The sequence below is a fragment of the Ruminococcus albus 7 = DSM 20455 genome, assembly GCF_000179635.2.
Lineage (GTDB): Bacteria > Bacillota > Clostridia > Oscillospirales > Ruminococcaceae > Hominimerdicola > Hominimerdicola alba.
Genome location: NC_014833.1, coordinates 1,875,799 through 1,900,277, shown reverse-complemented (window position 1 = coordinate 1,900,277; position 24,479 = coordinate 1,875,799). Strand labels below are relative to the sequence as shown.

The window sequence follows — 24,479 nt, the reverse complement described above, 5'->3', positions numbered from 1 at the left end:
TTTACACACCTTTCTGATCAACATTATTATTGATGAATTCATCAATGACCGTTCTCAGCTGCTTGTCCGCAGATTCGATATCGGTCTTTATCTGAGCCGCAGCCATCGTAAGATGTCCGCCGCCGCCCAGTGCCTCCATGATCACCTGGACATTGAACCTGCCCATACTTCTCGCGGAGATATTTACAGTATCACCCTGCTTATACATAACAAACGAAGCGCATACTCCTGTTATGCCAAGCATTTCGTCAGCCGCCTGCGATGCAGCGACCCTGATATTGGTAAAACTGCCGTCAGCCCTTGCTATGGCGCATTTGCGGTATATCTCAGCCGAATTGATGATCTTGGATTTCTCGTGATAAGTTTCGATGGAGTTTGCGAACATCTGCTTTACAGCTATTGTATCCGCACCCATCTTTTTAAGGAAAGCAGCCGTTTCAAAAGTAGTAACGCCTGTTTTCATAACAAAATACTTGGTATCAAGCATAATACCCGAAAGCAGTGCCTCTGCAGCTCGTGCATCAATGGAAGTCCTGTCACCCCACATCTCTATTATCTCCGTTACAAGCTCAGCTGCCGACGAAGCGCCGGGTTCCAGACACTGTGCTATCAACGGTTCTATGCCGTTTACCATTCGCCTGTGGTGATCTATGACAACTATATTCTTAGCACGTTCTATCATTTCCCTGGATTCGACAAGTTCCGGATTGTGAGTATCGACCACTATCACCAGAGTATCGCTGTCGAGTCTGTCAAGACCCTGCTGAGGAGTGATATAGTAAGCCATATCCTGCTCATTATCGTCGATATAGTCTATCAGCGATCTGGCAAGGTTCTTTTCCTTATCTACCACAACAAAGCACTCGGATACCAGCTTTCTCAAAGCACAGCAAAGACCCGTAGCTGAACCGATGCTGTCCAGATCACCGAATCTGTGACCCATTATCAGCACACGGCGGAAGCCTTGTCCGTCATCGCTGTCAGACCTGTAATTGCCCATACTTTCAATACTTCCGGGCTTAATGATCTCAAGTAATGTTTCAGCAAATATCCTTATCTTGACTCTGTTATTGTTATCTGCACCGGTAGAAACGCCGCCGAAGAATCTGAACTCACCGTTATCTCTGTAAGCCGCCTGATCTCCGCCTCGTCCCTGACAAAGTTCAAGCGCCTGTTTAGCCAGCTTCTCGCATTCTTCCAGACCTTTTCCTTCTCTTCCGATACCGATAGAAAGTGTAACATTGGATCTGCCGCCAATGCGTATCTGTCTTGCCTCTTCCAGTATCCTGAACCTGTTCTCTATCTTCCTTGCGAGGTATCTCTCCTCCATAAATACATAGAACTTATCATCAGAAACTTTCTTGGCAATAGCATTAGTATCCTCAAGAAAGCTTTCCATAAGCTTCTCTATCTCAACTGCTACGTGAGCCTTCTCACTGTCTCTTATATCAGACATGAGAGCATCATAGTTATCAATAACTATAATTATTACGCTGTTATGAGATTGATATGCGTCATATCTCAGTTCGGTATAATCTGTTATATCCTTGAAATACACCATTGATAGACCGTTTTTAAGATCTGTGCGTACAGCCTTGGCAACATAGTACCTTTTCCTGACACATATCTGACAGCCATCATCCTCAAAGGCACGATCAAGATCAATATTCATTATATTTTCCAGATGATCTCCGTAGGAATCCTCGGAATACACCTGTCTTTCAAACAGCCTGTTGTACCATACGATCGTTTCATCGCTGTCGAGTATAACACATGGCGCCGGAAAATGCAGCATTGAATCGCGCTGTGTCCTTATAAGCTGAGTAGCCAGCTTTGTAGTGTATTTAGTTGTCTGATTTCTGAAGATGAAAGCCTCCAGCAAAAGCAGCATGACACCTACTACACATATAAGTATCAGTACACTTCCCGCACCTTTTTTTTCCTCGGTCGAGCGCAGCATAAAAGCTCCTATCAGCGATGTCAGTGAAATGATACCCATCGTCACCGACAAAAGCACGAGAAAGCTTTTGTTCTTTTTCACTGCCTGTCAACTCCTTTACAAAGTCCCTTTGCTTGTTCTTACAGCAGTTATATTTCCATAATTATGGGCAATATCATCGGACTTCTCTTTGTTTTGCCGAAAATAAAATCGGAAAGATTATCTTTCATCTTGCCCTTGATAGCGTTCCACTCATGCATATTGCTGTCAAGACAGCTCTGGAGCGTTTCTGTGAGCAGTTCCTTTGCTTCATTCATAAGCTCCTCGCTCTCACGCACATACACAAATCCCCTTGATACAAGATCGGGACCCGCAAGTATCTCGCCTACTGACCTGTCTATTGTAGCAACTGCGATTATAAGTCCGTCCTCAGCAAGATGCTTTCTGTCTCTCAGTACTATAGCGCCTACATCACCGACGCCAAGACCATCAACAAGGACCTTGCCTGCAGGAACTTCACCCGTAATCTTCATATCCACACCGTCAGTTTCTATAACATCACCTATTCCGGCAATTATTATATTTTCCTCGGGTATACCCACGCTCATGGCGGTCTGCTTATGCTTCATCAGATGCTTGAATTCACCATGAACTGGTATAAAGAACTTGGGCTTGGTTATGGAAAGCATCAGCTTCTGTTCTTCCTGACAAGCATGACCCGAAACGTGTACCTCGTACATCTTTTCGTATACGACTTCAGCGCCCAGCTTCATAAGATCATTGACTACCCTTGTTACCAGTTTTTCGTTGCCGGGTATGGGGTTAGCTGAGATTATTATGAAATCCTGTGGAGTTATGCTGACCTTGCGGTGTTCGTTCATGGACATTCGCGAAAGGGCAGACATAGGCTCACCCTGGCTGCCTGTTGTCACAAGAACTATCTGATCCGGGAGATATCTTCCTATCATATCAATATCAATAAGTACACCGTCAGGTACTTTAAGATATCCCAGTTCTATGCCGACACTTATAACGTTCACCATGCTCCTGCCAGATACAGCGACCTTACGTCCTGTATTGACAGCATTATTGATTATCTGCTGTACCCTGTGGATGTTTGAAGCAAATGTCGCTATGATTATTCGCTTGCCCTCAGCCTTTGAAAACAGCATCTCCAGGTTGTCACCCACCTTGCGTTCACTGGCGGTATACCCCGGGCGTTCGGAGTTTGTAGAGTCTGCCATAAGAGCAAGTACGCCCTTATTGCCAAGCTCTGCAAATCTGGGCAGATCGATTATACCGCCTTCTATCGGAGTATAGTCTACCTTGAAGTCACCTGTATGGATAAGAACACCTGCCGGTGTGTGTATAGCCATGCCCACAGAATCGGGTATAGAATGGTTGACCCTGATGAATTCCACCGCCATACAGCCCATCCTTATGGTCTGACGAGGTGTCACGGTATTAAGCTTTACACTATCCAGCAAGCCATGCTCACGAAGTTTGCCCTCAATAAGTCCGACAGTAAGTCTTGTACCGTAAACAGGAACACCGGGGAATTTCTTCAGAAAGTACGGAAGTCCGCCTATATGATCCTCGTGACCGTGAGTTATTACCACACCACGCATCTTTTCAAGATTCTTCTCAACATAGGTGAAATCAGGTATAACGATATCAACACCCAGCATCTCACTGTCAGGGAAAGCCAGACCACAGTCGATAACGAACATATCGTTTGAGCATTCGATAACCGTGAAGTTCTTGCCTATTTCGTTAAGTCCTCCAAGAGGTATGATTTTTACAGGGGTACGGCGCTGAGCTTCTTTATTGCTGCGCTGCTGCCTGTTATTCGGACGAAGCTTCGTCCTGGAACTGTCTGCCTCCTGCTTGTTTCCGTTCTTTCTGTCAAGAGGAACACCTCTGAGTTTGCCTTTTCCCTGTACGTATCGTTTTGATGCCTTTCTTTTACCGTTGTTAGAATTGTTATTATTCATAGTCTGCAAAAATGCGCACCCATATACAGCCGCAAGACAGCACAAAAAAATGCCGTCAAGAGCATAAAGGGCGCAAAAAGCTCCTTTCCCACGGGAAAACGTTTCCCGTCCGTTATTTGATTTTTCCGTTAGATAGGTGTGTCCCTATATCTATAAGGGCATGGGCAGCGGTCTTGGGTGAATGGATGACCCCTAGATAAATGAAAGCTGAGATGAGTCCGCTGACTTTGTCCGCCATATTACAGGCGGAATATTATCCGAACAAAAATATCTTATTATATTTTACTCTATTTTTGACTGAATGTCAAGTGCTATACTTCCTGTATTGCAAAAACTCGATCATCAAGGTCAATAGATCGTAGTCATCATAATTATCAAGATTTTCAAAAAAAGCTTCACCTAGTATTATACCTGAATTTGTAAAAATATAGGCACATACAACTAAGCTTGCTAGAAATTTTAATATTCGTTTATTTTTAATCATATTATCTCACCTATTTATTTGTTGTTTTATTATTTCAAGATTACATTCCCTATTATTACTTAATCTCTCTCTTTTATTGTTGTATTCGTTTTTATCTTTTTTAGTTTCATCAATAAAACTTAGATAATCAGTTATTCTTTTTTCAATTTTTTCAATATATTCATCATATTTTTCGGGAACTTTTTGATTCAATCCATTTTGAATAGAGTATTCCAACTCTTGTATCTTTCTTTCCTTTATTTTTTCAAAAAATGCTTTTGGATCATCAAGTTTAAGATATAATGCTCTTGAAAAACTCGGAACTGATATGTTATCAAAATAATATAATGTCGATTCGAGATCCAAACTTTTATCAAATAAAGGTAAAACGATCTTTTCAAACACATTCAAAGCATTACTCATGGATTGAAGCAATGATTTTTGTTCATATGATTTGAAATAGAACTCTTTAATTTGCCTTAAATATTCATCATTACGTCCATATATACAATAATTACTAATATAACAGTGGCAAAGTGTTTCAAATCCAGAGCAACAAGAATCTGGCTTAATTAATAAATTATTGCTATAAATTGAAGATACTCCATAGTAGATATTGTATCTCACATCACTACCATCAGAAAAAAAATACCCTCTCATGGTAGTTTCTTTAATAAAGGAAACTGTCTGTATTATCTCATTATTGATCACTCTTACAAAAGATCTTCCACCTATGTATTTAAATCCTATGGGTATCAGTTTTTCACCAAATATCTGTTTATATGCCGAATCCAGTGTAAGTTTCTTCTTTCCTGCCCTTTTGAAAAAAAGCCGTTCAGCATTGCCGGAAACACAGTAGTAATCCGCCAGAATATTCTCACACCCGATGACTTCGCCAAACTCGCACAGTGCATCTTCTGCAAATGTGTGATCGCCCTGCTGTATCTCTTCGACTTTTGCCCAGTCAATACCGAGCATGGTCTGCCATTTCAGCGGCGAGGGCTCGGGCACTTCATCGAAGTATGGTTCGCCTAAAAACATGGTATCGACAGGTGCGCCGTTTAAACCAAACAGCGTAAGTTCGGCAAAATCGCTGTCTACCAGTTCAACACTGAGAACCTGCATACCCAGATCTCTTGCGAAGGCTGATGCTTTATTTTTGGCTTCGGTGTCGTCCTCGAAAAGTATCGTCACCCATTTTCTGTCAGCCGAAAAGACAAGTTCATAGCAAAGTTCAGCATCCTCTTCCTTGGCGGAAGTATAGCCTTTCGCTTTCATCATATCAGTGAACTGCTTTTTGAACTGCGCTTTTGTCAGCTTATCAGCATTAAGTACATGGTTAATGTTAAGTGATCTGCCCATTACTAGACTCCTTATTTTTCATATTATAATTCTTTTGATCAAGCGAATACTAATGTGTTAAAATGATTATAGCATTATATCATTTTGATGTCAATGGAATTTCATTGCAAATCATCATTTCTTATCAGACAAGGGAAAATAATTGTACTCATACAAGGAAGCTTCAAAAATTTTCAATTGACCCCTTTTCAAAACTCTGTCGATGTGTTATAATATATGTCTGAGATAACGGAGGTATACAGATGAAAGATATCGATATGATAAAAAAACAGGCTCTTGAAAGATTTTTCAGCCGTATGAACCCCATGCAGCAGAAGGCAGTGTTCCGCGTAAACGGACCTCTGCTTATACTTGCAGGCGCCGGCAGCGGTAAGACTACTGTACTGGTTAACAGGATAGCAAATATGATCCATTTCGGTGATGCTTATAACACAACAGGGCAGATCTTCACCGACGAAGAAGCCGCATTTATCAAGGATTATGCTGAGGGCAGAACAGATGACGGCAAACGGCTTGCCGCTGTCATCGGTGTTAGACAAGTACGTCCGTGGAACATACTGGCAATAACCTTTACCAACAAAGCTGCCGGCGAACTCAAAGAACGTATCGAAAAAATACTCGGAGATGAAGGCAGGGGCATTGTTGCTGCGACTTTCCACTCAGCCTGCGTACGTATATTAAGGCGCGAGTGCGGTAATATAGGTTTTACCCCCAGCTTTGCCATATATGATACCGACGATTCAAAGCGTGTCATCAAAGCTGCCATGCGTTCACTTGACATAGATGAAAAGATGTTCCCTGTAAAAACTGTAATGAGTGAGATATCCCATGCAAAGGATTCAATGATAACTCCCGAGGAATTTGCAAAGGAAGCTTCAGGCGACTATTACAGGATGAATGTAGCAAAGATATACAAAAAATACCAGAAAGAACTGCTGGCAAACAATGCTATGGACTTTGATGACATCATCTGCCATACCGTTACCCTGTTTGAAAACTGCCCCGATGTACTTGATCACTATCAGAACCTTTATAAGTATATTATGGTAGATGAATATCAGGATACAAACAGAGTACAGTTCAGGCTGGTTTCCCTGCTATCGCAAAAATTCGGAAATATATGTGTCGTGGGTGATGATGACCAGAGCATATACCGTTTCCGCGGTGCTACTATAGAGAACATCCTGAACTTTGAAGATGAATTCGGATGCCGCCCCGAGGACGTTATAAAACTGGAACAGAACTACCGCTCGACCCAGAACATACTGACCTGTGCAAACAAGCTCATCAGCAACAACGTTGGAAGAAAGGGCAAGAATCTGTGGACAGACTGCGGCGACGGTGACAAAGTCATAGTACATAAGTCAATGAACGAGCGTGATGAGGCTTCCTATATTGCAAAGACAGTAAGTGAAAACAACGATAACGGCAGACGTTTCGGTGACCACGCTGTACTTTACCGTATGAACGCCCAGTCCAACGCTCTTGAACAAGCTATGATAAAAGCAGGTATCCCCTACAAGATCTTCGGCGGACTGAAATTCTATGACCGCAAAGAGATCAAGGATATCCTGGCATATCTTGAGGTAATTAACAATCACGCGGATATGTTCAGACTACAGAGGATAGTCAACGAACCGAAACGCGGTATAGGAGATGCAACAGTGCGTACCATAGGTCAGGTTTCATCCGATCTCGGAGAGGATCCGATATATGTTATGGCACATTCCACTGAATATGTGCCTCTTGCAAAAAAATCAAAGGCACTGACTGAATTTGCGTTCATGATCGAAGACCTCACAGATCTTTCCGAAGAAGCCAGCCTGCCCGAACTGCTTGATGAGGTAGTTGAAAAAACAGGCTATGGCGCTATGATGAAGCAGCAAGGTGTCGAGGGCGAGATGCGCCTTGAAAATATTGCGGAACTGAAATCTACAATGACAAAGTACGAGGAAGAAGCAGAAGATCCCTCTCTTGAAGGTTTTCTTGAAGAAGTTGCTCTATATACTGATATAGACACCCTCGACGAAAACAGCGATTACGTTGCACTGATGACTATGCACGCTGCAAAGGGTCTTGAATTTCCGGTAGTTTTCGTGGCAGGTATGGAGGATAATGTATTCCCGTCAAGCCGCAGCAGAGACAGTGAAGCCGAACTCGAAGAAGAACGGCGTCTTGCTTATGTTGCAATGACCCGTGCCAAGGAACAGCTTCACCTTATTTATGCAGGTGAGCGTATGCTGTACGGCAACACCCAGTATAACCGTGAATCACAGTTTATAAAGGAACTTCCACCCGAGAATATTGAAAAGCAAGTACCAAAGCTTGACACCGCTGCAAGTTCAAGACGTTCAGGTGATATATCTCTGGGCAGACAGATGGCAATGTTTAATTCAGCAAAGGCTGCCCCGACTGAACCTGCTGAGTCCTACAGTGTAGGCGAAAGAGTCATGCACAAAAAGTTCGGTGAGGGTACGATAATAGGTGTAACACCTATGGCAGGTGACACTATGCTGGAAATAGCCTTTGAAAAAGTCGGCACTAAAAAGATATTTGCTAATTTTGCAAAACCAAAAAAGATATAATAATTACAGCCCGCGGATTTCATTTCCGTGGGCTGTTGCTATATGTAAAGTAAAAAGTATTTACAGCTATCTGTCATAGATATCAATGATAACATACTCGGATATGCACCCGGTCTTGAAAGGGATAGCCCAGCCCGAGATGCCCGATGTAACAATAAAGGTAGTATCCTTGCGTACTTCCTTTCCGTAGACCCTGTCATTGAAGCCCATTGCCAGACCGACCAGACCTGAGGGGAATATATGACCTCCGTGGGTATGTCCTGACAGTACCAGATCGACTTCTGAAGCAGCTTCAGCTTCGTAATCACGCGGCTGATGATCCAGCATTATTGTATATTTTTCATTATCAGCTTTTTCCATAAGCTTTTCAGCCGAAAGCCTGTCCGTTTCGTGATAATCTTTTCTGCCAATGATATTGAACCCTTCTGCTGAAAACACTTCATCACGGAGGATCTTAACACCATTCTTTTCAAGTTCGGCATAAAGTTCATCTATCGTGAAATCACGGCTGTTACCATATCCCTTATCGTGGTTGCCGTCCGCATACACCACACCATATCTCGCTTTTGTTTCACCCAGCGCTTTGCAGGCACGTACCATATCGACACGTTTAGTATCATCGTCTACAAAATCACCTGCTATCAGGATAATATCGGGATCCTGCTCATCAAGAAGTGCTATCTCTTTCGCAAGACCTTCACCGTCAAATGTCACACCTATATGTGAATCGGCAAACAGCGCCACACGCAGAGGCGAGCCTTCAAGATTCTTATCGGTTTTAAGTCGATAGTCGGTCTCAAATACATGGTGAGCGAAAAACCAACCTGCACCCATATAAACCGCCGTTATGGCTATTGCTGCGACACCTGTCATATATCGTGATGACCAGCTGTGCCTGCGCTTACGGTGTATAAAAGTCACCAGATCACACAAAGCCCATATAAGCGCAAGATGAAGCGTGACTATAACTGATATATATACATTGATCATAGCAGTTCCGCCAAGCACCCCAACAGGCAATACCGACAACGCCCATGAAAGTCCCTTGTGATTTTCAGCAAGCTTCTGCATAAAGCCAAATTTATGAAACCTTGTGACAAGATACACAAGCGCAAGCAAAGCACCCAGACCTGCCGCTACAAACAATACTATCCAAAGCAACATACGCACCTCCGCTCATCAGGCAAAAAACATAATACTATTACGATTATACAACATGAGAATGCATTTGTCAATTCACAATATATTAATTTTTATCTTTAGGAATAAAAAGACCGCCCAAGATAAGGCGGTCAATATTTATTTACAGCATACTTTCTACTGATATGTCATCAGTACCAGGGATCAAAGCCCGGAAGCACTGCAGATGTCACCAGCCGGCGTGATACTATCCTGAGATCATCTGTATTTTTAGCAGCATTTATCTCTCCTATGATAGGACTGTCGCTTTCACGATTGGCAACAGGTGCCGCTATATCTCCGATGCGTTCGGGAGCAATGGCAAGCACTTCGTATTTTTCAGTGTAGTCACCGATAAAGCTAAGATTTGCAGGAGTACTCTCGGGAAGAACATAGCCCTCCGAAAGCTTTATCTCAAATTCAAATTCCTTGAATCCGAAATACTGTCCGCAGCCAGATATTGAGATCGTAGCAGTACCTGCAGATATATTATTGAAATACTTAACGATATAGTCAACATCCCGTACAAGCTTAGCACCATTAAGAGTAACGGTGATATCAGGTTCAATACGCTTGCCGCTGAATTTATAAACAGGTCTGATATCGCAGGTACAATTGCTCAGAGATGCCCTTGTCCTGATATTGAGAACAGACGAACTGCTCTCTGTTACAGCTTCACCTGTATCCAGAAGTGAATCCACTCTGTACTCAAAACCCGTATTTGAAGGCAGATGTTCATCAGAGAATGAGGGTGTCGTTACCTGTGCAACTTCGGTAAAATCCTCCTCACTGCCTGCAAGTCTGCGCTTTATGGAGAAACCGTCCGAACCACCCTTGCTCTTCCATGAAAGCTGTACATGGTCACCGTATACACCGTCAGCCGAAAATGAGGTAACAGGCATAGCATATATCAAGCCTTTATATTTAACACTATCATCTGTAAAGTTATTGGCATTTACAAAAGCAGAAGAACCTTCTGCTGCGAATATACCTGAATCTGTACAGCCTGTAATGGTATTATCGGTTATGTTTGCGCCTTTGGCACCATCGACAGTTACACCGTTCTGGCTTGCTTTCACTGTATTTTTACTTACATCAGCCTTAGCACCTGACGTGATCCTTATTCCGCTCAGCGCAGTATTTTCAATTGTATTGCCAGATATATTTATCACAGCGCTCTTATCAGCAGTTATACCGTTGCCCGAACTATTAAGGCAGGAATTTTTCTTTACTACCCCACCGGTACCGCCAAGGACGGATATGGAATCATAAGGACTGCCTATGATACTGTTTCCGCTGACTGTGACATTATTTGAAAATTTAACACTGACAAGGCTGCTGTCAACCTTATCACCTTCAGTTGGGGTACTGATGATATTAGAGTCTACCAATACCCCGGATGCATCATTCATCTGTACAGCAGCACCGGCACTGGTAATATTATTTGAGCTTATATGAATACCGCTCACCTTGTAGTCATGGTCGGGAAAACCAGTATTCTGTACAAGCTTGCCATAAAGGTTTATACCGAAAGGATTCTGACAGTACCCGGTAAATCCCGAGAAAATACTGTTTCCGCTTATAACTATATCAGAAAAATCGTTTATTCTGTCGTAAACACCTTCATAACCTGCAACAGGCGCATTATAGCCCGAGTATTCAAGATAGGTCATATTCTTGAAATCAATGCCGCTGCCAACATTTGTCATGGAATTGTTTTCAATAGAACAGCAGCGATAATTCTGCATGATTATGGCAGTATCATATATATTATTGAATGTATTGTCAGCAATATAGAAATTGGTATAGTACTTGCCTACAGTTGCCGAATGCGAACCAAGCCCTCTCATAACATCATAAAAACTGTTGTTCCTGATTATAACATTATCACAGGGTGTATCATCAAATGGCTCATAGCCATAAAAGAGGTTCACATTGTTCAGGATATCGAACTGGATAGCCTCTTTATATTTCTGACCGTAATACTCATGAAAACTGCAGCCCTCGATAGTAACATTCTTTATACCGCCCAGTTCCAGCATATGGCAGTTATAGTTATCCTTGAAATCAACATCCTTTACCCAAAGGTCATGCAGATGACCCATACGTATAGTAGAAAACGCTTTGACGTTTCCGCCGCCTGTATTTCCGTCAAGGCAACCGCCCTCGATGATGATATTCTTAGCACCATCAAAACCACCGTAACCTGCAGTGTTGTTCATTATAAGACAACCGCCCGAAAAATCCTTGCGCAGCGTTGCATTGTCAAGATAAAGCCATGTATTCGAGCTTACATACAGACACTTATGTATACTGTATGTACCTGCCGGTACTATGACCTTAACCTGTACAGAATCACTGCCCTTATCCTTGGCATAGTCAAGAGCTTTCTGTATAGCGCCCGATGAATCCTTCTTGCCGGTAGGGTCGGCTCCAAGGTCGGTAACACTGACCGCGATAGCTGAATCATAGCCGCTGATGTTCGCACCCGAAGCATGACTGCCGCTTATGACGCTGTAATCGTAGGCATTTGCGGTAAGTATAAAGCGCCCCGACATAAGCAGAGCCGCTGCCGAAAAAGCAACAGTCCACACAGACAAGACGCGCACCAAACTTTTTAAGTTCACTAAGCCTCTATCCTTTCGCTTATCTTCTCCATATTATCATATCACTCAGCCTGCGCATTTTTTGTATATATTTGTCACGCAGATATGTGAATATAGTTACACAAATATATTATAACACCGGTATCATCGTTTGTCAAGTAATATATTTTAACGAATAGCTTCACTGTTGTTAATAGTTAAGAAAGAACTAAAGCAATCAAAGTTTATGTTCATTAATAGTCAATACCAAGTTAATATATTAGGGGTATAATAGTTAATGTATTTTATTGAAAGGTCAGTGCAGAATGGCAAAGAAAAATATCAACATCAACAAGATGAATATTGATTCAGAAGACTATGAATACGAAAAAAAACTGGCGGAGGAAGAAAAGCTTAAACAAAAGCAGGCTGAAGAAAAAGCTGCTGCTGAGAAAGCAAAGCGCGAAAAGCGTGAGCGCGAGGCTGAAAAAGAACGCAACCGTCAGATAGAGGAAGAACGCAGAGAGCTACTGAAAATGAAATCCGGTCTGACTTCCGAAGAAGGTTCGGAGCTTACAAAAAAGGATGAAGCATACGAAAAGCCTCACGGAATGGCAGCAGTGGCAAATTTCTGGTATCACTATAAATTCATAATAATATTCTCATCTATAACCCTGCTGGTACTGGGATACCTGTTCTACAGCGAAGCTACAAGGAAGCGTGACGATATCAGCGTAATGGTAATAACCGACAATGACCTGACACAGCGTACCGCTGAAGTTGAAGAATTTTTTGAAAAATACACCGATGACATTGACGGCAACGGATATGTTCATGTGGGCATAATACCAATACCACTAAGCAATAATCTGGATGCAGTGACCAAAAACACATACACCCAGAAATTCCTGGCTGAGATACAGACAGGCGAGGGAATGATAGTCATTACCGATTCACACACCGAGGACGATTTCATGTCGGTGATGAAAAAAGACCTGGACAAGGATTTTCCTGATAACAAGTACATTGACGAAGACGGTTTCAGTTTCAACTCAAAGGTGATGGCTGAAGAACTGAAATATGAGCTTATGCCCAATGACGTGCATATGTCCATAAGGATACCGCAGGATACCATGGGGCTCAGCAAGGAAGAAGCACAGAAATATTACGATGAAAGCTTTAAGGTATACAAGCGGATAGTCGATGATATCACAGCTCGCTGTGAGGAAACAAATGATCCCGGTCTTGATACCGAACCTGTAAAATATGATACAGAAAGCAGTAACGATACCCCTGACGTATCAGATCAATAATACTGAGTACAGCAAAGCTGCTGCCATAGGGGCGGCAGCTTTTTTTAAAAGACAAGGAGATGAAAATGAAAAAGAAGATAATATTCGCGGTGATGCTGGCTTCCCTGCTGACCGCTTGCAGTAATAACAACAGTGAAAGTAAAACAAAGGATAAAGTTTCATCTGAAGCAGAAGTATCTGCAGGAAGCAGTGAAAAAAAAGTTCAGGATACGAAAGAGATACCCGTAAAAGACAGTTCATCTGCTGAACTTACAGAAGAACTTATAACGGAAATGAACGAAGCAGCCGAAGAGGAAGAGGGTATACTGATAAGCTCTGAGGATATACAGCTTGCAGATACCGACGGCATGGGAACAAACTACACATTTCAATACGACGGTGAGACCTACAACGCCATATACACCCCCGACAACTGGAAAATAATCGACTCTTACAAAATAACCAGCGAAGCGGATATGATAATAATATGCACTGCACTTGCCTCGATACACCCGGTACGAGGCAGCGACGGTGAAAGTTTAAGAGAGCCCTGGGATATGGCTTATGAATGGGTACAGCACAACATCGCTTATAACATACTCCCGGATGGTGATAAATGGAAAGATAACGCTAAAGACGTTGATATCAATCCGGCAGATCAGAACAAGAGCCTGTATGAGATGTACAAAAACAAAACAGGCGGAAATCTGATGTGAAAATAATTTTCTGATATATAGCAATATATTTATATTGACACACAGGTCTATATGTGATATATTGTAATAAACCAATAGTTATTATCTTTTAGTTACAATGAGAGGTGAGCAACCTGTATTCACTTGAAAAATATGACAGACCATCGGTGGCAGCTGATGCTGTGGTATTCGGCATAGACAGTATCAAGGCTGAGGACAAGAAAAATCTTGACCGCAAAAAACTGAAGCTACTGCTGGTAAAGCGCGGCGAAGAACCATTCATGGGAAGCTATTCCCTGCCCGGCGGATTTCTGCGAAAGGGTGAGACCATAGAAGAAGCCGCCATCAGAGAATTGCAAGAGGAAGCGGGAGTGAATGAACCCAAGCTGATAAATCTGGGAGTGTACAGCAAACCTGAACGCGACCCGAGAGGATGGATAATCTCCTGCTGTTTCATAGCTTTGACAAACACGGTCGAACTATCCACGGCGGTAGGCTCGGATGCGGAATCAGCCCACTGGCTCGACCTTGAAGCCACGGATACCGATGAGGGGCTTTCGCTTAAACTTCACGATGATGGCATGATAGTATACGAGTATTCATGCGGTCGTATGCAGTCGGATAAACTGGCATTCGATCATGGTCAGATGATACTAGACGCATTCCTGAAACTGCGTGACGAGGTGATAAACCACGATATGATATTCGGACTTATGCCAGAATACTTTACCATATCAGACCTCCAGCAGCCCTATGAAGCCATCACAGGTATACATATTTCCCCCCAGGGATTCAGGAAAAAAGTGATAGGCAAGCTCACGGAAACAGAGTTTTTCGATGAAGCCGCGGCACACAGGACATCAAAGCTTTACCGAAAGGCGTGACCCGAAAAAGAGGTGTCGGTATGATAGACAGATTCACGGACGAATATTTTTTCCTGAGCAATTTTTACGAAAGCAAGGTGACCTTTGAGGGTATCACCTATCTTAATAACGAAGCCGCTTTTCAGGCGATGAAGACCCTCGATGAAAGCGAGCGCAGGTCTTTCGCGGGACTTGACCCTGACTCCGCAAAAAGGGCGGGGAGAAAAGTCAGCCTGAGAAGTGACTGGGAAGAAGTAAAGACAGATCTGATGTATGAGATATGCAAGGCAAAATTCACGCAGAATAAAGACCTTGCAGAAAAAGCTTCTGGCAACGGGTGGCGAAGAACTCGTTGAGGGCAACGACTGGAATGATCGGATCTGGGGAAAAGTAAACGGACAGGGCGAGAACCGTCTTGGTATAATATTTATGAAAGTCAGAGAGGAGCTTAGACTATGAGCAATTTCGATGCAAAAAAGGTCAAGGACGAAGTTATCAAATGGATAAGAGAGTATTTTGAGGCGAACGCAACCCCCACAACAAAGGCTGTACTCGGTATCTCGGGCGGCAAGGACAGTTCCGTAGCTGCAGCGCTTTGCGTTGAAGCACTGGGCAAGGACAGAGTTATCGGTGTGCTGATGCCACAGGGTGAGCAGTTCGATATTGACTGCAGCAAAAAACTGGTTTCACATCTGGGTATAAAAAGCTACGAGATAAACGTGGGAAGTACAGTTTCCGCACTGCTGGGCGAGATCGGCAATGCTCTTGAAGTTTCTGAGCAGGCTAGGGTGAATACTCCCCCGAGAATAAGAATGTCCACACTTTACGCAGTTGCTGCCTGTGTTGGCGGTCGTGTGGTGAACACCTGCAATATGTCCGAGGACTGGGTGGGCTACTCCACAAAATTCGGTGATGCCGCAGGCGATTTCAGCCCCCTCTCCGAACTCTGTGTACGTGAGGTCATAGCTATTGGCGATGAGCTGGGTCTCCCCTACGAGCTTACACACAAAACGCCTATCGACGGTCTTTGCGGAAAGACTGACGAGGACAATCTGGGATTTACCTATGCAGAGCTTGACAGCTACATCAGAAAGGAGACAGACCTCTCCGACAAGCCTGAGCTGAAAGCCCGTATCGACGGTATGCACGCAAGAAATCTGCACAAGCTTCTGCCCATGCCGAAATTTGAATATGACCCCGAATAAGTTCATGATAACATCAAAGGCACTTCCCTGCTGTGGAAAGTGCCTTTTTGCTGTTTATACGTTCTCGGTCAGCATGACCAGAAGTTCACATATCTTTTCCATAGACTCAACACAGCAGTATTCGTATCTGCCGTGGTAGTTGTGTCCCCCTGTGCAAATATTCGGGCAGGGCAGACCCTTGAATGAAAGGCTTGAACCGTCGGTGCCGCCGCGGATAGGCTGTATCTTCGGTTCGACCCCCAGCTTTTTCATGCAGTCGGAAACATTCTCCACAAGGAACATGAAATCGGGCTCTATCTTCTCGCGCATATTGTAGTAGGTATCCTTGACCTCGGCGGTGACGGTGCCCTCGCCGTATCTCAGGTTCAGGATATCCGCAAGCTTCGTGATAAGGGCTTTTTTCGCTTCAAACTTCACCCTGTCGTGGTCGCGGATAAGGTATGAAAGTGACGCGCTTTCGGTGCTGCCCTCGATGTTCATGAGGTGGAAGAACCCTTCCCTGCCCTCGGTGAATTCGGGTTTCTGTTCGGGGGGCAGAAGGCTGTCAAACTCTGCCGCGATACGTGCGGCGTTTATCATCTTGTTCTTGGCTTCACCCGTATGCACATTCACGCCCTGCACAGTTATATCAGCAGATGCCGCATTGAAGGTCTCGTATTCAAGCTCGCCGATACCACCGCCGTCAACGGTGTAGGCATAGTCAGCCCCGAACCTTTTAAGGTCGAAATTATCAGTACCTGCGCCTATCTCCTCATCGGGGGTGAAAGCTATGGCTATATCGCCGTGCTTGATGCTGTCATCGGTAAGCAGGCGGTGAGCCATTGTCATAATCTCGGCTACACCTGCCTTGTCGTCAGCACCAAGCAGAGTCGTGCCGTCAGTGACTATCAGCGACTGACCGATATAATCCTTTATCTCTGGGAAGACAGAGGTCTTCAGCACTATCCCCTGTTCCTCGTTGAGTGTGATATCACCGCCGTCGTAGTTTTCGATGATACGTGGTTTTACGTTCTCCCCCGATGCTTCGGGTGAAGTGTCAATATGCGAAATGAATCCCAGCGTATGCGAACGCATACCACCGTCATTGGCAGGAATACGAGCATATACGTAGCAATACGACTCATCGAGGTACACATCTTCCGCACCCATATCGCATAGTTCCTTATACAGCAGTCTTGCCAGGTCGAACTGCTTTGCAGTGCTGGGCTGTGTATCCGCGTCCTCATCGGACTGCGTATCTATCTTTACGTATCTTAAAAATCTTTCTATAACTTCTGTCATATATATCCTCCATTATTAACCAACGAACTGCGGTGCAAATGCAAGCTTGCTAAACTGCCAAAGAGGAAATTTTTCGCCCCTCAGCTGCGACTGCGTCGGCAGCGACCTCGGGTCGAGCCGTCAAAGACGCTTACGCTGTTTGACGGCGGGCGCGGCAATAATCTACGCGGATAGTTTGAGCGTGGACGGTCGTTTGTCCACGCTCGATTTTTTATTATTGCCGCGCCTTTTGGGTCGGTAGTTTGTTTTGCTCTTACAGTTCGCTTTGCATTTTGGTTTTGCGCCTTGGTGATTGAGGGCTCTGCCCTCAAACTCCCGCAAGCTTTTCGCGAAAAGCTTGACCAAAAGCTCTCTTCTTTGGCAGGTTACAGTTGATTGTTACTTATCTCCAAACGATACGCCCAGTGCTTTGGCGTATTTTACCATCTGGTCGTCCTCGGGGACGAACTTTGTTTTGCCTGCAACGTCTTCAAGCTTATTCTCGGATACTACTTCCTTTATCATAGCCACTGCGTAGCCGTACTTTTCCTTGGCTACGAGTTCAGCCGCGTGTACGCCGAACTTTGTGGCGAGTACTCTGTCGTAAGCTGATGGGCTACCGCCGCGGAGCATATGACCGGGTATACACACTCTGGTCTCTCTGCCTGTCATTTCCTCTATCTGCTTGGCGATACGTGCGGTGGCAGTGGTTATGCCCTGTTCAGCACGGAGTTTAGCTCTCTCCTTCTTCTTCATCTTGGCTTCTTCCTTATCGAAAGCGCCCTCAGCTACAGCCATAATGGAAAATCCCTTGGAATCACGGCGTTCGCAGGCTGCAGCAAGCTTTTCGATATCGTAGGGTATCTCGGGGATAACTATCATATCAGCACCGCCTGCTATACCCGAATAAAGTGTCAGCCAGCCCGCCTTGTTGCCCATTATCTCTGCCACAAGTATACGGCCGTGGGAGTTGGCGGTGGAGTGAAGTCTATCGATTACATCTGTTGCTGTATCAACTGCTGTATGAAAGCCGAAAGTTACGCTGGTGCCCCAGATATCGTTATCTATTGTCTTAGGCAGACCGATAACGTTAAGTCCCTCACTTGACAGCAGATTGGCGGTCTTATGGGTGCCGTTTCCACCAAGAGTTAACAGGCAATCCAGCTTCTGCTTTTTATAAGTGGCTTTCATAGCCTTTACCTTATCGACCTTATCATCTTCAATTACCTGCATCATCTTGAACGGAGTTCTCTTTGTACCAAAGATAGTGCCGCCCGTAGTGAGTATTCCCGAGAAATCAGACTGATTCATTTCCTTGCACAGACCGTTTATAAGCCCGTAGTAACCGTCATGTATACCAATTATCTCAACATCCTCACCGAATTTTTCATAACACGCTTTGGCAACGCCTCTGATTGTAGCGTTGAGTCCGGGACAATCTCCGCCGCTGGTGAGTATGCCTATCCTTCTCTTCATTTATGATCAGATCCTTTCTCTATCTTTTATCAATACTTATCGTCGATATCGTCTGTAAAACCGTCTTCATCATCCATACCCATATTTGTGATCTGGAGTACTCTGTTTTTCAGTAAGGAAGAATCTTCTTCGGGAACAGAATAATCATACTTCATCACACCGCTGGTAGGTTTGGTATCCTCGCCCAGTTTGAATCTTGCGATCATGTTCTTGAGTATGAGTGACTGGCTGGAAAGCTCCTCACTGGCAGATGCAGTACCTACCGAAGCGGAAGTATTTGCAGAAACGACAGAGGATATCTGTACAAGTCCTGTGTTGATCTGTGCGATAGCTTCAGTCTGTGTTTCGGAAGCTTCGGAAATATTCTTAACCAGCGACTGTATCTCCTCAGAACCATGTACTATGCTTCCAAGAGATTCTGCAGTCTTTTCTGCTATCTCAGAGCCTTTAGAAACAGCAGCCGATGAATTCTCGATAAGTGAAGCTGTCTGTTTTGCGGCTTCTGCGGAACGGGATGCAAGCCTTCTTACTTCGTCAGCTACGACACCGAATCCCTTTGAACCCTCACGCGCGGCTTCTACTGCAGCATTTAGTGCCAGTATATTGGTCTGGAAAGCGATCTCGTCTATTACCTTGATTATCTTGGATATCTCCTCTGAAGATATCCTGATCTCATTTATCGCACCTAGCATATTCGTCATATCATCGTTGCAGCTGCCGATAGCATCAGCATTTCTGGTAACTATGGTATTAGCATTCTTCGCATCGTTTGCATTACGCTCTACCTGCTTTGCAACATCCTTCAGAGTAGCGGAAAGCTCCTCTATAGCCGATGCCTGCTGGGTCGAACCCTGTGAAACTGACTGCGCTGAATTTGACACCTGTACAGCGCCTGTATTAACCTGCTCTGCCGCATTATTTATAGATGCGAATGTATCAGACAGAGAGTTGAGTATATCATTGAAAGTGGTCTTGATCTGCTGGAAATCACCCTTGAAAGTGCCTTCCATACGGTGACAAAGATTGCCCTCCGATATCTGGTTCAGGGATACAGTTATAAGGTTTATATACTGTCTCAGACATACTATCGTTTCTTCAAGTGAAGATGTAAGTACACCCAGTTCATCCTTGGAATACCATACATCAACAGGGGAAGAAAGATTGCCCTGTGCAAGTTCACGTATACGTGCGGTCGCAGAAACGATAGGCTTTGAAAGACGCCTGGAGAAGAACATGGAGCTTATGATAGTGAAGGTCAGCAGTATCAGACCGAGTATTACTATGCTCCTGAAAGTATCAGTAGTAGCATCTCCAAAATCCTCGGGAGTCATGGCATAGACAAGATTTGCATTGAAATAGTCTGAAGCATCTGAACCGAATACATAGTGCTTTCCGTCAAGAGTGAATTCACCGGAGTCCTCTCTGCCCTCAGAAACAGTTTTGATCGCCTCAGCAAAATTATCATAGCTGTCATTTCCTGCTGCTTCATCTACAGGATTGAAGCGCTTTATACCAAGGTCATGCTGAGTATGCATCAGTATATTTGAACCTTTGTCAACCAGCATTACGAAACCATTGCTTCCGACAGCTGAGTTTACAAAAACGTCACTGAGCACATCAGAATCAACTATGGCAGCAGCAGCCAGATATTTACCGTCCTTGAACACAGACTGCAGTATATAGAAATACTGCTTTCTGCCCTTGCCGCTGTCAGCAACGTAAATATCACTGATAAACGGCTCATTGGACTGAACTGCCTTGTCTATATCATCACGTTTGATGACCGCTGAAAGGGATTCATTAGCACTATAAAGGGTCTGTCCGGCATCACCCATCACTGCGCAGGTGATATTATCCCTGACATTTTCAGGAAAATTACTTTTAAGGATCTCAGCCATTTCCTTTTCGCCGGAGGCATTACTGAAATTTGCTGATCTGACCGATCTGGAAACATCAGTTACAAGCTGCTGAACAGAAGCGTCAAACCTCTTTGAGCCCTGAACCGACAGCGGTTTAGCAGAACTCATCAGTGTATCCTTAGTTGTCTTGCTTATAGCAGTAATGGCAACAACATCGAGAACTGATATGATCACCATCGCAGCCACGAACATTATTAACATCAATTTTGAACTGATCGATTTCATATCTTGATCCTCCCGTTAAAAAGTTTATCAAAATGCTTAAATTCCCATTTTAACTAAATAAAAGTATATCATATTTGCACAAATTTTTCAAGAGTTAATTTTCAATTTTTTGAATTTTTTTTGAGGATACGGCATATATACTAAAACAAGCATCAAAAATATATAACAGTTGACATGGAGGCGATCTTATGTTCAGGACTATCAAGCTTAATAAACTATTGCTTTTTATACTTCTTCCCATGATAATAGTGATATGTACACAGGTGACAAGATCATTCGCATCAAGAGAAATGCAACAGGATAACACCGAACAGCATGGCATTCCGGTGCCGATAATAATGTACCACAGCATTACACTGGATAACGACAGATGCAGCGAATATGTAGTCAGTCTGGATCAGATAGAGAGCGATATAGCCTATCTCAAGGAAAATAACTTTACACCTGTTTTTGTAAACGATCTGATAAGATACGTGAACTATAACGGCGAACTTCCTGACAAGCCGGTAATACTGACATTCGATGACGGTTTTTACAACAACCGTGAATATCTTTTCGGGCTTCTTAAAAGAGAGGATATCAAGGCTGTTATATCTGTTGTGGGGGAGTATACTATCAATGCTTCGGAAAGCGGGGAAAGACCATCTGCAAAATATTCATACCTCAGCTGGAATGATATTAACGAAATGAGAGAAAGCGGAAGATATGAATTCTGCAATCACAGCAGTAATATGCACTGTCTTGATGAAAGACGCGGGATACTGAAAAGATCAGACGAGACCGAGGAAAGCTATCGTCACGCGCTGATAAGCGATATAGATGGTATGCAGATGCTGCTTGAAAAATACTGCAGTTTCCGACCTAATGTATTTACTTATCCATACGGCTTTACCTGTGAAGAAGCAGAGAAAACCATAAGATCACTGGGCTTTGAAGCTACTATGGGTGTAGAGGAAAAGCCTAATTACATAACAAAGGGCAACAGCGAGTGTCTATACAGATTAAACAGATATAACCGTTCAGGACTTACAGATACATCTTCCTTCATGAAAAATATGCTGAAAGACTTTTAAAAAGGTTGACCGCAGCGCACCAATGTAGTATAATAGTGGTGATATATTATCATAAAAAGGAGACGATAAAATGAAAATCAGATCATTCATCATAGCACTTGCTGCTGCATCCATGATACCTCTTACTGCACACGCGGATACTACAGACACGCTGACAGTGAACGGCTCACCATCCGTTGGTGATACCTTCACCGTGACTATTAGGATAGACTCTGACAGGAATATAGGTTATCTTAATTCATCTCTTGAATACGATGAAAATGTCATCGAATTTGTTGACGGAGATGCAATAGGCGGCGGTGGTCTGATAACTGTATATTCAGTTCCCGACGAGGATAACAGTTTTATCAATTGTGTACTCACCTTTTCTGCTGTTGGTGAGGGTGACTGCAATATCTCACTGACCAACGGATATGTTTTCTCAAATGACGGTGACGTTCTGGAGCAGCCTGATTCAAGCACATCCGTCCATGTTGATGCATCAGGTGAAGCTGACGATAGCAGCGAAGAACCACAGCAGGATATTTCCCGGGAAACTGACGATACTTCTTCAGCGCCTGTTGTAACCGAAGCACCTTCAGACGATAGTGACATACAGCAGACCTCCGAAACGCCATCGACTGCTGCACCTGTTGTACAAGGATATCTGATCAGCCTTTCATGCAGTGCAGGCGCACTTTCTCCGGATTTCTCATACGATGTATTTGAGTATACCGTAAATGCAGACAGTTCATGCGAGTCAGCAGAATTATCCGCAACAGCCGCTGCATTTTCAGACACCGTGTCTTTCAACGGAGGGAGCAAACTAGAATACGGTGAAAACATCCTCACTGCTACCGTAACAGCAGAGGACGGTACGGAAAATGTATATACAGTTAAAGTAATCCGTGCCGAGGGCAATAATAATGCAAGTAACACCGGAAAAAACAATGCTGAAAACAAAAAAAACACCGAGGATAAATACAAGAAGTTTCTTAATCCCGCGCTTGCTATCATACTCGTGACCCTGATAGTAGCACTCTTTATTGTTTTAAACTGGACAATGAAGATCGGGAAACGCAAAAAGAAATGATTTTACATTCATCTTTTTTTCCTGTGCTGTATAGACTATTTCAGTTGATGTGAAATAACGGCATGAATACATATAGCATTAATTATAAACCCGACTATACCATTAACACATCACTACAAAGTGATATATAACAATGAAATATCATGTTGATGTTATCTTAACCGCCAAGTATTTCATGTTCCGATATAACACCAATTGATATACTGTATCAGCGGGATGATCATAATTATAAATATTTTGATAACAAGAGTGCGCAGTACAATTTCATACTGCGCACTCTTACTGTATCAGCTGTCATTCTTTTAAATAAATTCTATCTTGCCTGTAGTACGTGCTTTTTCCATAACGGCATTGAAATCATTGCATAGTACGGAATATTTCAGGTGTTCACCTATCCTGATAGCGCCACAGCGAACAGATACGCTGACTTTTCCGCCGCTGTAGGGGACCTCTGCACCGTTCTGAGAAAGAACCTTTTCTGCAAGTACTGTTACAACATCGGGATCGCTGCTTTCGGTTATCATCGCAAATTCATCCCCGCCCAGACGCAGACAGATCATATTATCCTCAGCTGCTTCATTGATACGGCGGAAAGCTTCAAGTATTGCCTTATCGCCTGCTTCACTACCGAGGTCGTGATTTATTACCATAAGATTCTGAATGTCGAAGCAAAGAACAAAAGTTCCTGTCTGTGTTCTGAGATAATCATAGAACTCACTGATATCATATTTCTTAACTCTCATAAGATCATTCCTTTCGATATACTCCGGGTTCAGGGGCGGATAAAGCCCGCAGTCACCTTTCCATTGTTTTTTGAACTTCGAGGGTGATATCCCCCACACCTTCTTGAATGCGCGGGTGAATACCTCATGGGAGTTGTAGCCGAATCTCATGGCAGCATCAAGGACAGAAACTTCCTCTGACTGTAGCAAGCGTCCCGCAAGGGTCAGCTTTCGCTTTGAGATATAGTCTTTCAGGCTGAAATGGGTACAGTATCTCCACATTTTCTGCAGCGAGGACAGAGAAACAAAGCAGGCTGCTGCGATATCCTCCTGCGAGATATCCTCGCACAGATGGGATTCTATATAATCCAGTGCTGTAACGAATGTTGTAAAACCGTGTTCAAAACTCTCTTTGCTTTCAGCTGTCATATCGGCACCTCCCTGTTATAAAATACCAGTAACGTTACTATGGTCATATTATAACACATATCTTTTGTTTTGTCTTGACTTTTTGAGCATTTTATTTCGGAGGTTGCTCTTTATCGCACAATTAAAAGGGCTATTTAATAA

The 24,479-nt window shown here is 43.6% G+C and carries 18 protein-coding genes; 9 read left to right on the top strand and 9 right to left on the bottom strand.

The window, feature by feature from the left end; genetic code table 11:
- Position 1: 1 nt before the first annotated feature.
- The 3 genes from RUMAL_RS08375 to RUMAL_RS08360 form a co-directional block, all read right to left on the bottom strand.
- Positions 2-2,041, bottom strand: a complete 2,040-nt coding sequence (locus tag RUMAL_RS08375; protein ID WP_013498309.1) for a DHH family phosphoesterase — start codon at positions 2,039-2,041, stop codon at positions 2-4.
- 47 nt (positions 2,042-2,088) lie between these two features.
- Entirely contained in the window at positions 2,089-3,933 is a 1,845-nt protein-coding gene (locus RUMAL_RS08370; RefSeq protein WP_013498308.1) for a ribonuclease J, read from the bottom strand.
- A 490-nt stretch (positions 3,934-4,423) separates the two neighbouring features.
- On the bottom strand, positions 4,424-5,758 hold the full coding sequence (locus RUMAL_RS08360) for a hypothetical protein (protein ID WP_013498306.1): 1,335 nt from the start codon (positions 5,756-5,758) through the stop codon (positions 4,424-4,426).
- A gap of 242 nt (positions 5,759-6,000) precedes the next feature.
- Between RUMAL_RS08360 and RUMAL_RS08355 the strand changes: the two genes are divergently transcribed.
- On the top strand, positions 6,001-8,343 hold the full coding sequence (locus RUMAL_RS08355) for an ATP-dependent helicase (RefSeq protein WP_013498305.1): 2,343 nt from the start codon (positions 6,001-6,003) through the stop codon (positions 8,341-8,343).
- Between the two features lie 66 nt (positions 8,344-8,409).
- Here the strand turns inward: RUMAL_RS08355 and RUMAL_RS08350 are convergent, their stop codons facing one another.
- The gene (locus tag RUMAL_RS08350; RefSeq protein WP_013498304.1) at positions 8,410-9,507 is read right to left on the bottom strand and encodes a metallophosphoesterase; all 1,098 of its coding nucleotides are present in this window, start codon (positions 9,505-9,507) and stop codon (positions 8,410-8,412) included.
- A 167-nt stretch (positions 9,508-9,674) separates the two neighbouring features.
- Positions 9,675-12,149, bottom strand: coding sequence for a right-handed parallel beta-helix repeat-containing protein (locus tag RUMAL_RS08345; RefSeq protein WP_013498303.1), 2,475 nt, complete (start codon positions 12,147-12,149; stop codon positions 9,675-9,677).
- A gap of 284 nt (positions 12,150-12,433) precedes the next feature.
- On the opposite strand from RUMAL_RS08345, the gene RUMAL_RS08340 reads away from it, so the two are divergent.
- The 6 genes from RUMAL_RS08340 (at position 12,434) to nadE (ending at position 16,162) form a co-directional block, all read left to right on the top strand.
- Positions 12,434-13,420, top strand: a complete 987-nt coding sequence (locus RUMAL_RS08340) for a hypothetical protein (protein ID WP_013498302.1) — start codon at positions 12,434-12,436, stop codon at positions 13,418-13,420.
- 65 nt (positions 13,421-13,485) lie between these two features.
- A complete protein-coding gene (locus RUMAL_RS08335) occupies positions 13,486-14,115 on the top strand; it encodes a hypothetical protein (RefSeq protein WP_013498301.1) in 630 nt (209 codons plus the stop codon).
- A 104-nt stretch (positions 14,116-14,219) separates the two neighbouring features.
- Positions 14,220-14,978, top strand: a complete 759-nt coding sequence (locus RUMAL_RS08330; protein ID WP_013498300.1) for an NUDIX hydrolase — start codon at positions 14,220-14,222, stop codon at positions 14,976-14,978.
- Between the two features lie 20 nt (positions 14,979-14,998).
- The gene (locus RUMAL_RS08325; RefSeq protein ID WP_242837735.1) at positions 14,999-15,313 is read left to right on the top strand and encodes an NADAR family protein; all 315 of its coding nucleotides are present in this window, start codon (positions 14,999-15,001) and stop codon (positions 15,311-15,313) included.
- On the top strand, positions 15,231-15,416 hold the full coding sequence (locus tag RUMAL_RS22455) for an NADAR domain-containing protein (RefSeq protein WP_242837734.1): 186 nt from the start codon (positions 15,231-15,233) through the stop codon (positions 15,414-15,416). The genes RUMAL_RS08325 and RUMAL_RS22455 overlap by 83 nt, the downstream gene beginning before the upstream one ends.
- Positions 15,413-16,162: an NAD(+) synthase gene (gene nadE / locus RUMAL_RS08320; RefSeq protein WP_013498298.1), complete on the top strand. Its 750-nt coding sequence runs from the start codon at positions 15,413-15,415 to the stop codon at positions 16,160-16,162. The genes RUMAL_RS22455 and nadE overlap by 4 nt, the downstream gene beginning before the upstream one ends.
- 54 nt (positions 16,163-16,216) lie before the next feature.
- On the opposite strand, the gene pepT is transcribed toward nadE, so the two are convergent.
- The 3 genes from pepT to RUMAL_RS08305 form a co-directional block, all read right to left on the bottom strand.
- A complete protein-coding gene (pepT, locus tag RUMAL_RS08315) occupies positions 16,217-17,443 on the bottom strand; it encodes a peptidase T (protein WP_013498297.1) in 1,227 nt (408 codons plus the stop codon).
- Positions 17,444-17,821: 378 nt separating this feature from the next.
- Complete coding sequence (locus RUMAL_RS08310) at positions 17,822-18,898, bottom strand: 6-phosphofructokinase (protein ID WP_013498296.1); 1,077 nt, start codon at positions 18,896-18,898, stop codon at positions 17,822-17,824.
- 29 nt (positions 18,899-18,927) lie between these two features.
- Complete coding sequence (locus RUMAL_RS08305) at positions 18,928-21,042, bottom strand: methyl-accepting chemotaxis protein (RefSeq protein WP_013498295.1); 2,115 nt, start codon at positions 21,040-21,042, stop codon at positions 18,928-18,930.
- Positions 21,043-21,230: 188 nt separating this feature from the next.
- On the opposite strand from RUMAL_RS08305, the gene RUMAL_RS08300 reads away from it, so the two are divergent.
- Complete coding sequence (locus tag RUMAL_RS08300) at positions 21,231-22,115, top strand: polysaccharide deacetylase family protein (RefSeq protein ID WP_013498294.1); 885 nt, start codon at positions 21,231-21,233, stop codon at positions 22,113-22,115.
- Positions 22,116-22,185: 70 nt separating this feature from the next.
- Entirely contained in the window at positions 22,186-23,187 is a 1,002-nt protein-coding gene (locus RUMAL_RS08295; protein WP_013498293.1) for a cadherin-like beta sandwich domain-containing protein, read from the top strand.
- Positions 23,188-23,489: 302 nt separating this feature from the next.
- Here RUMAL_RS08295 and RUMAL_RS08290 read toward each other — a convergent pair whose 3' ends face one another.
- Positions 23,490-24,338: a helix-turn-helix domain-containing protein gene (locus RUMAL_RS08290; RefSeq protein WP_013498292.1), complete on the bottom strand. Its 849-nt coding sequence runs from the start codon at positions 24,336-24,338 to the stop codon at positions 23,490-23,492.
- Positions 24,339-24,479: the final 141 nt, after the last annotated feature.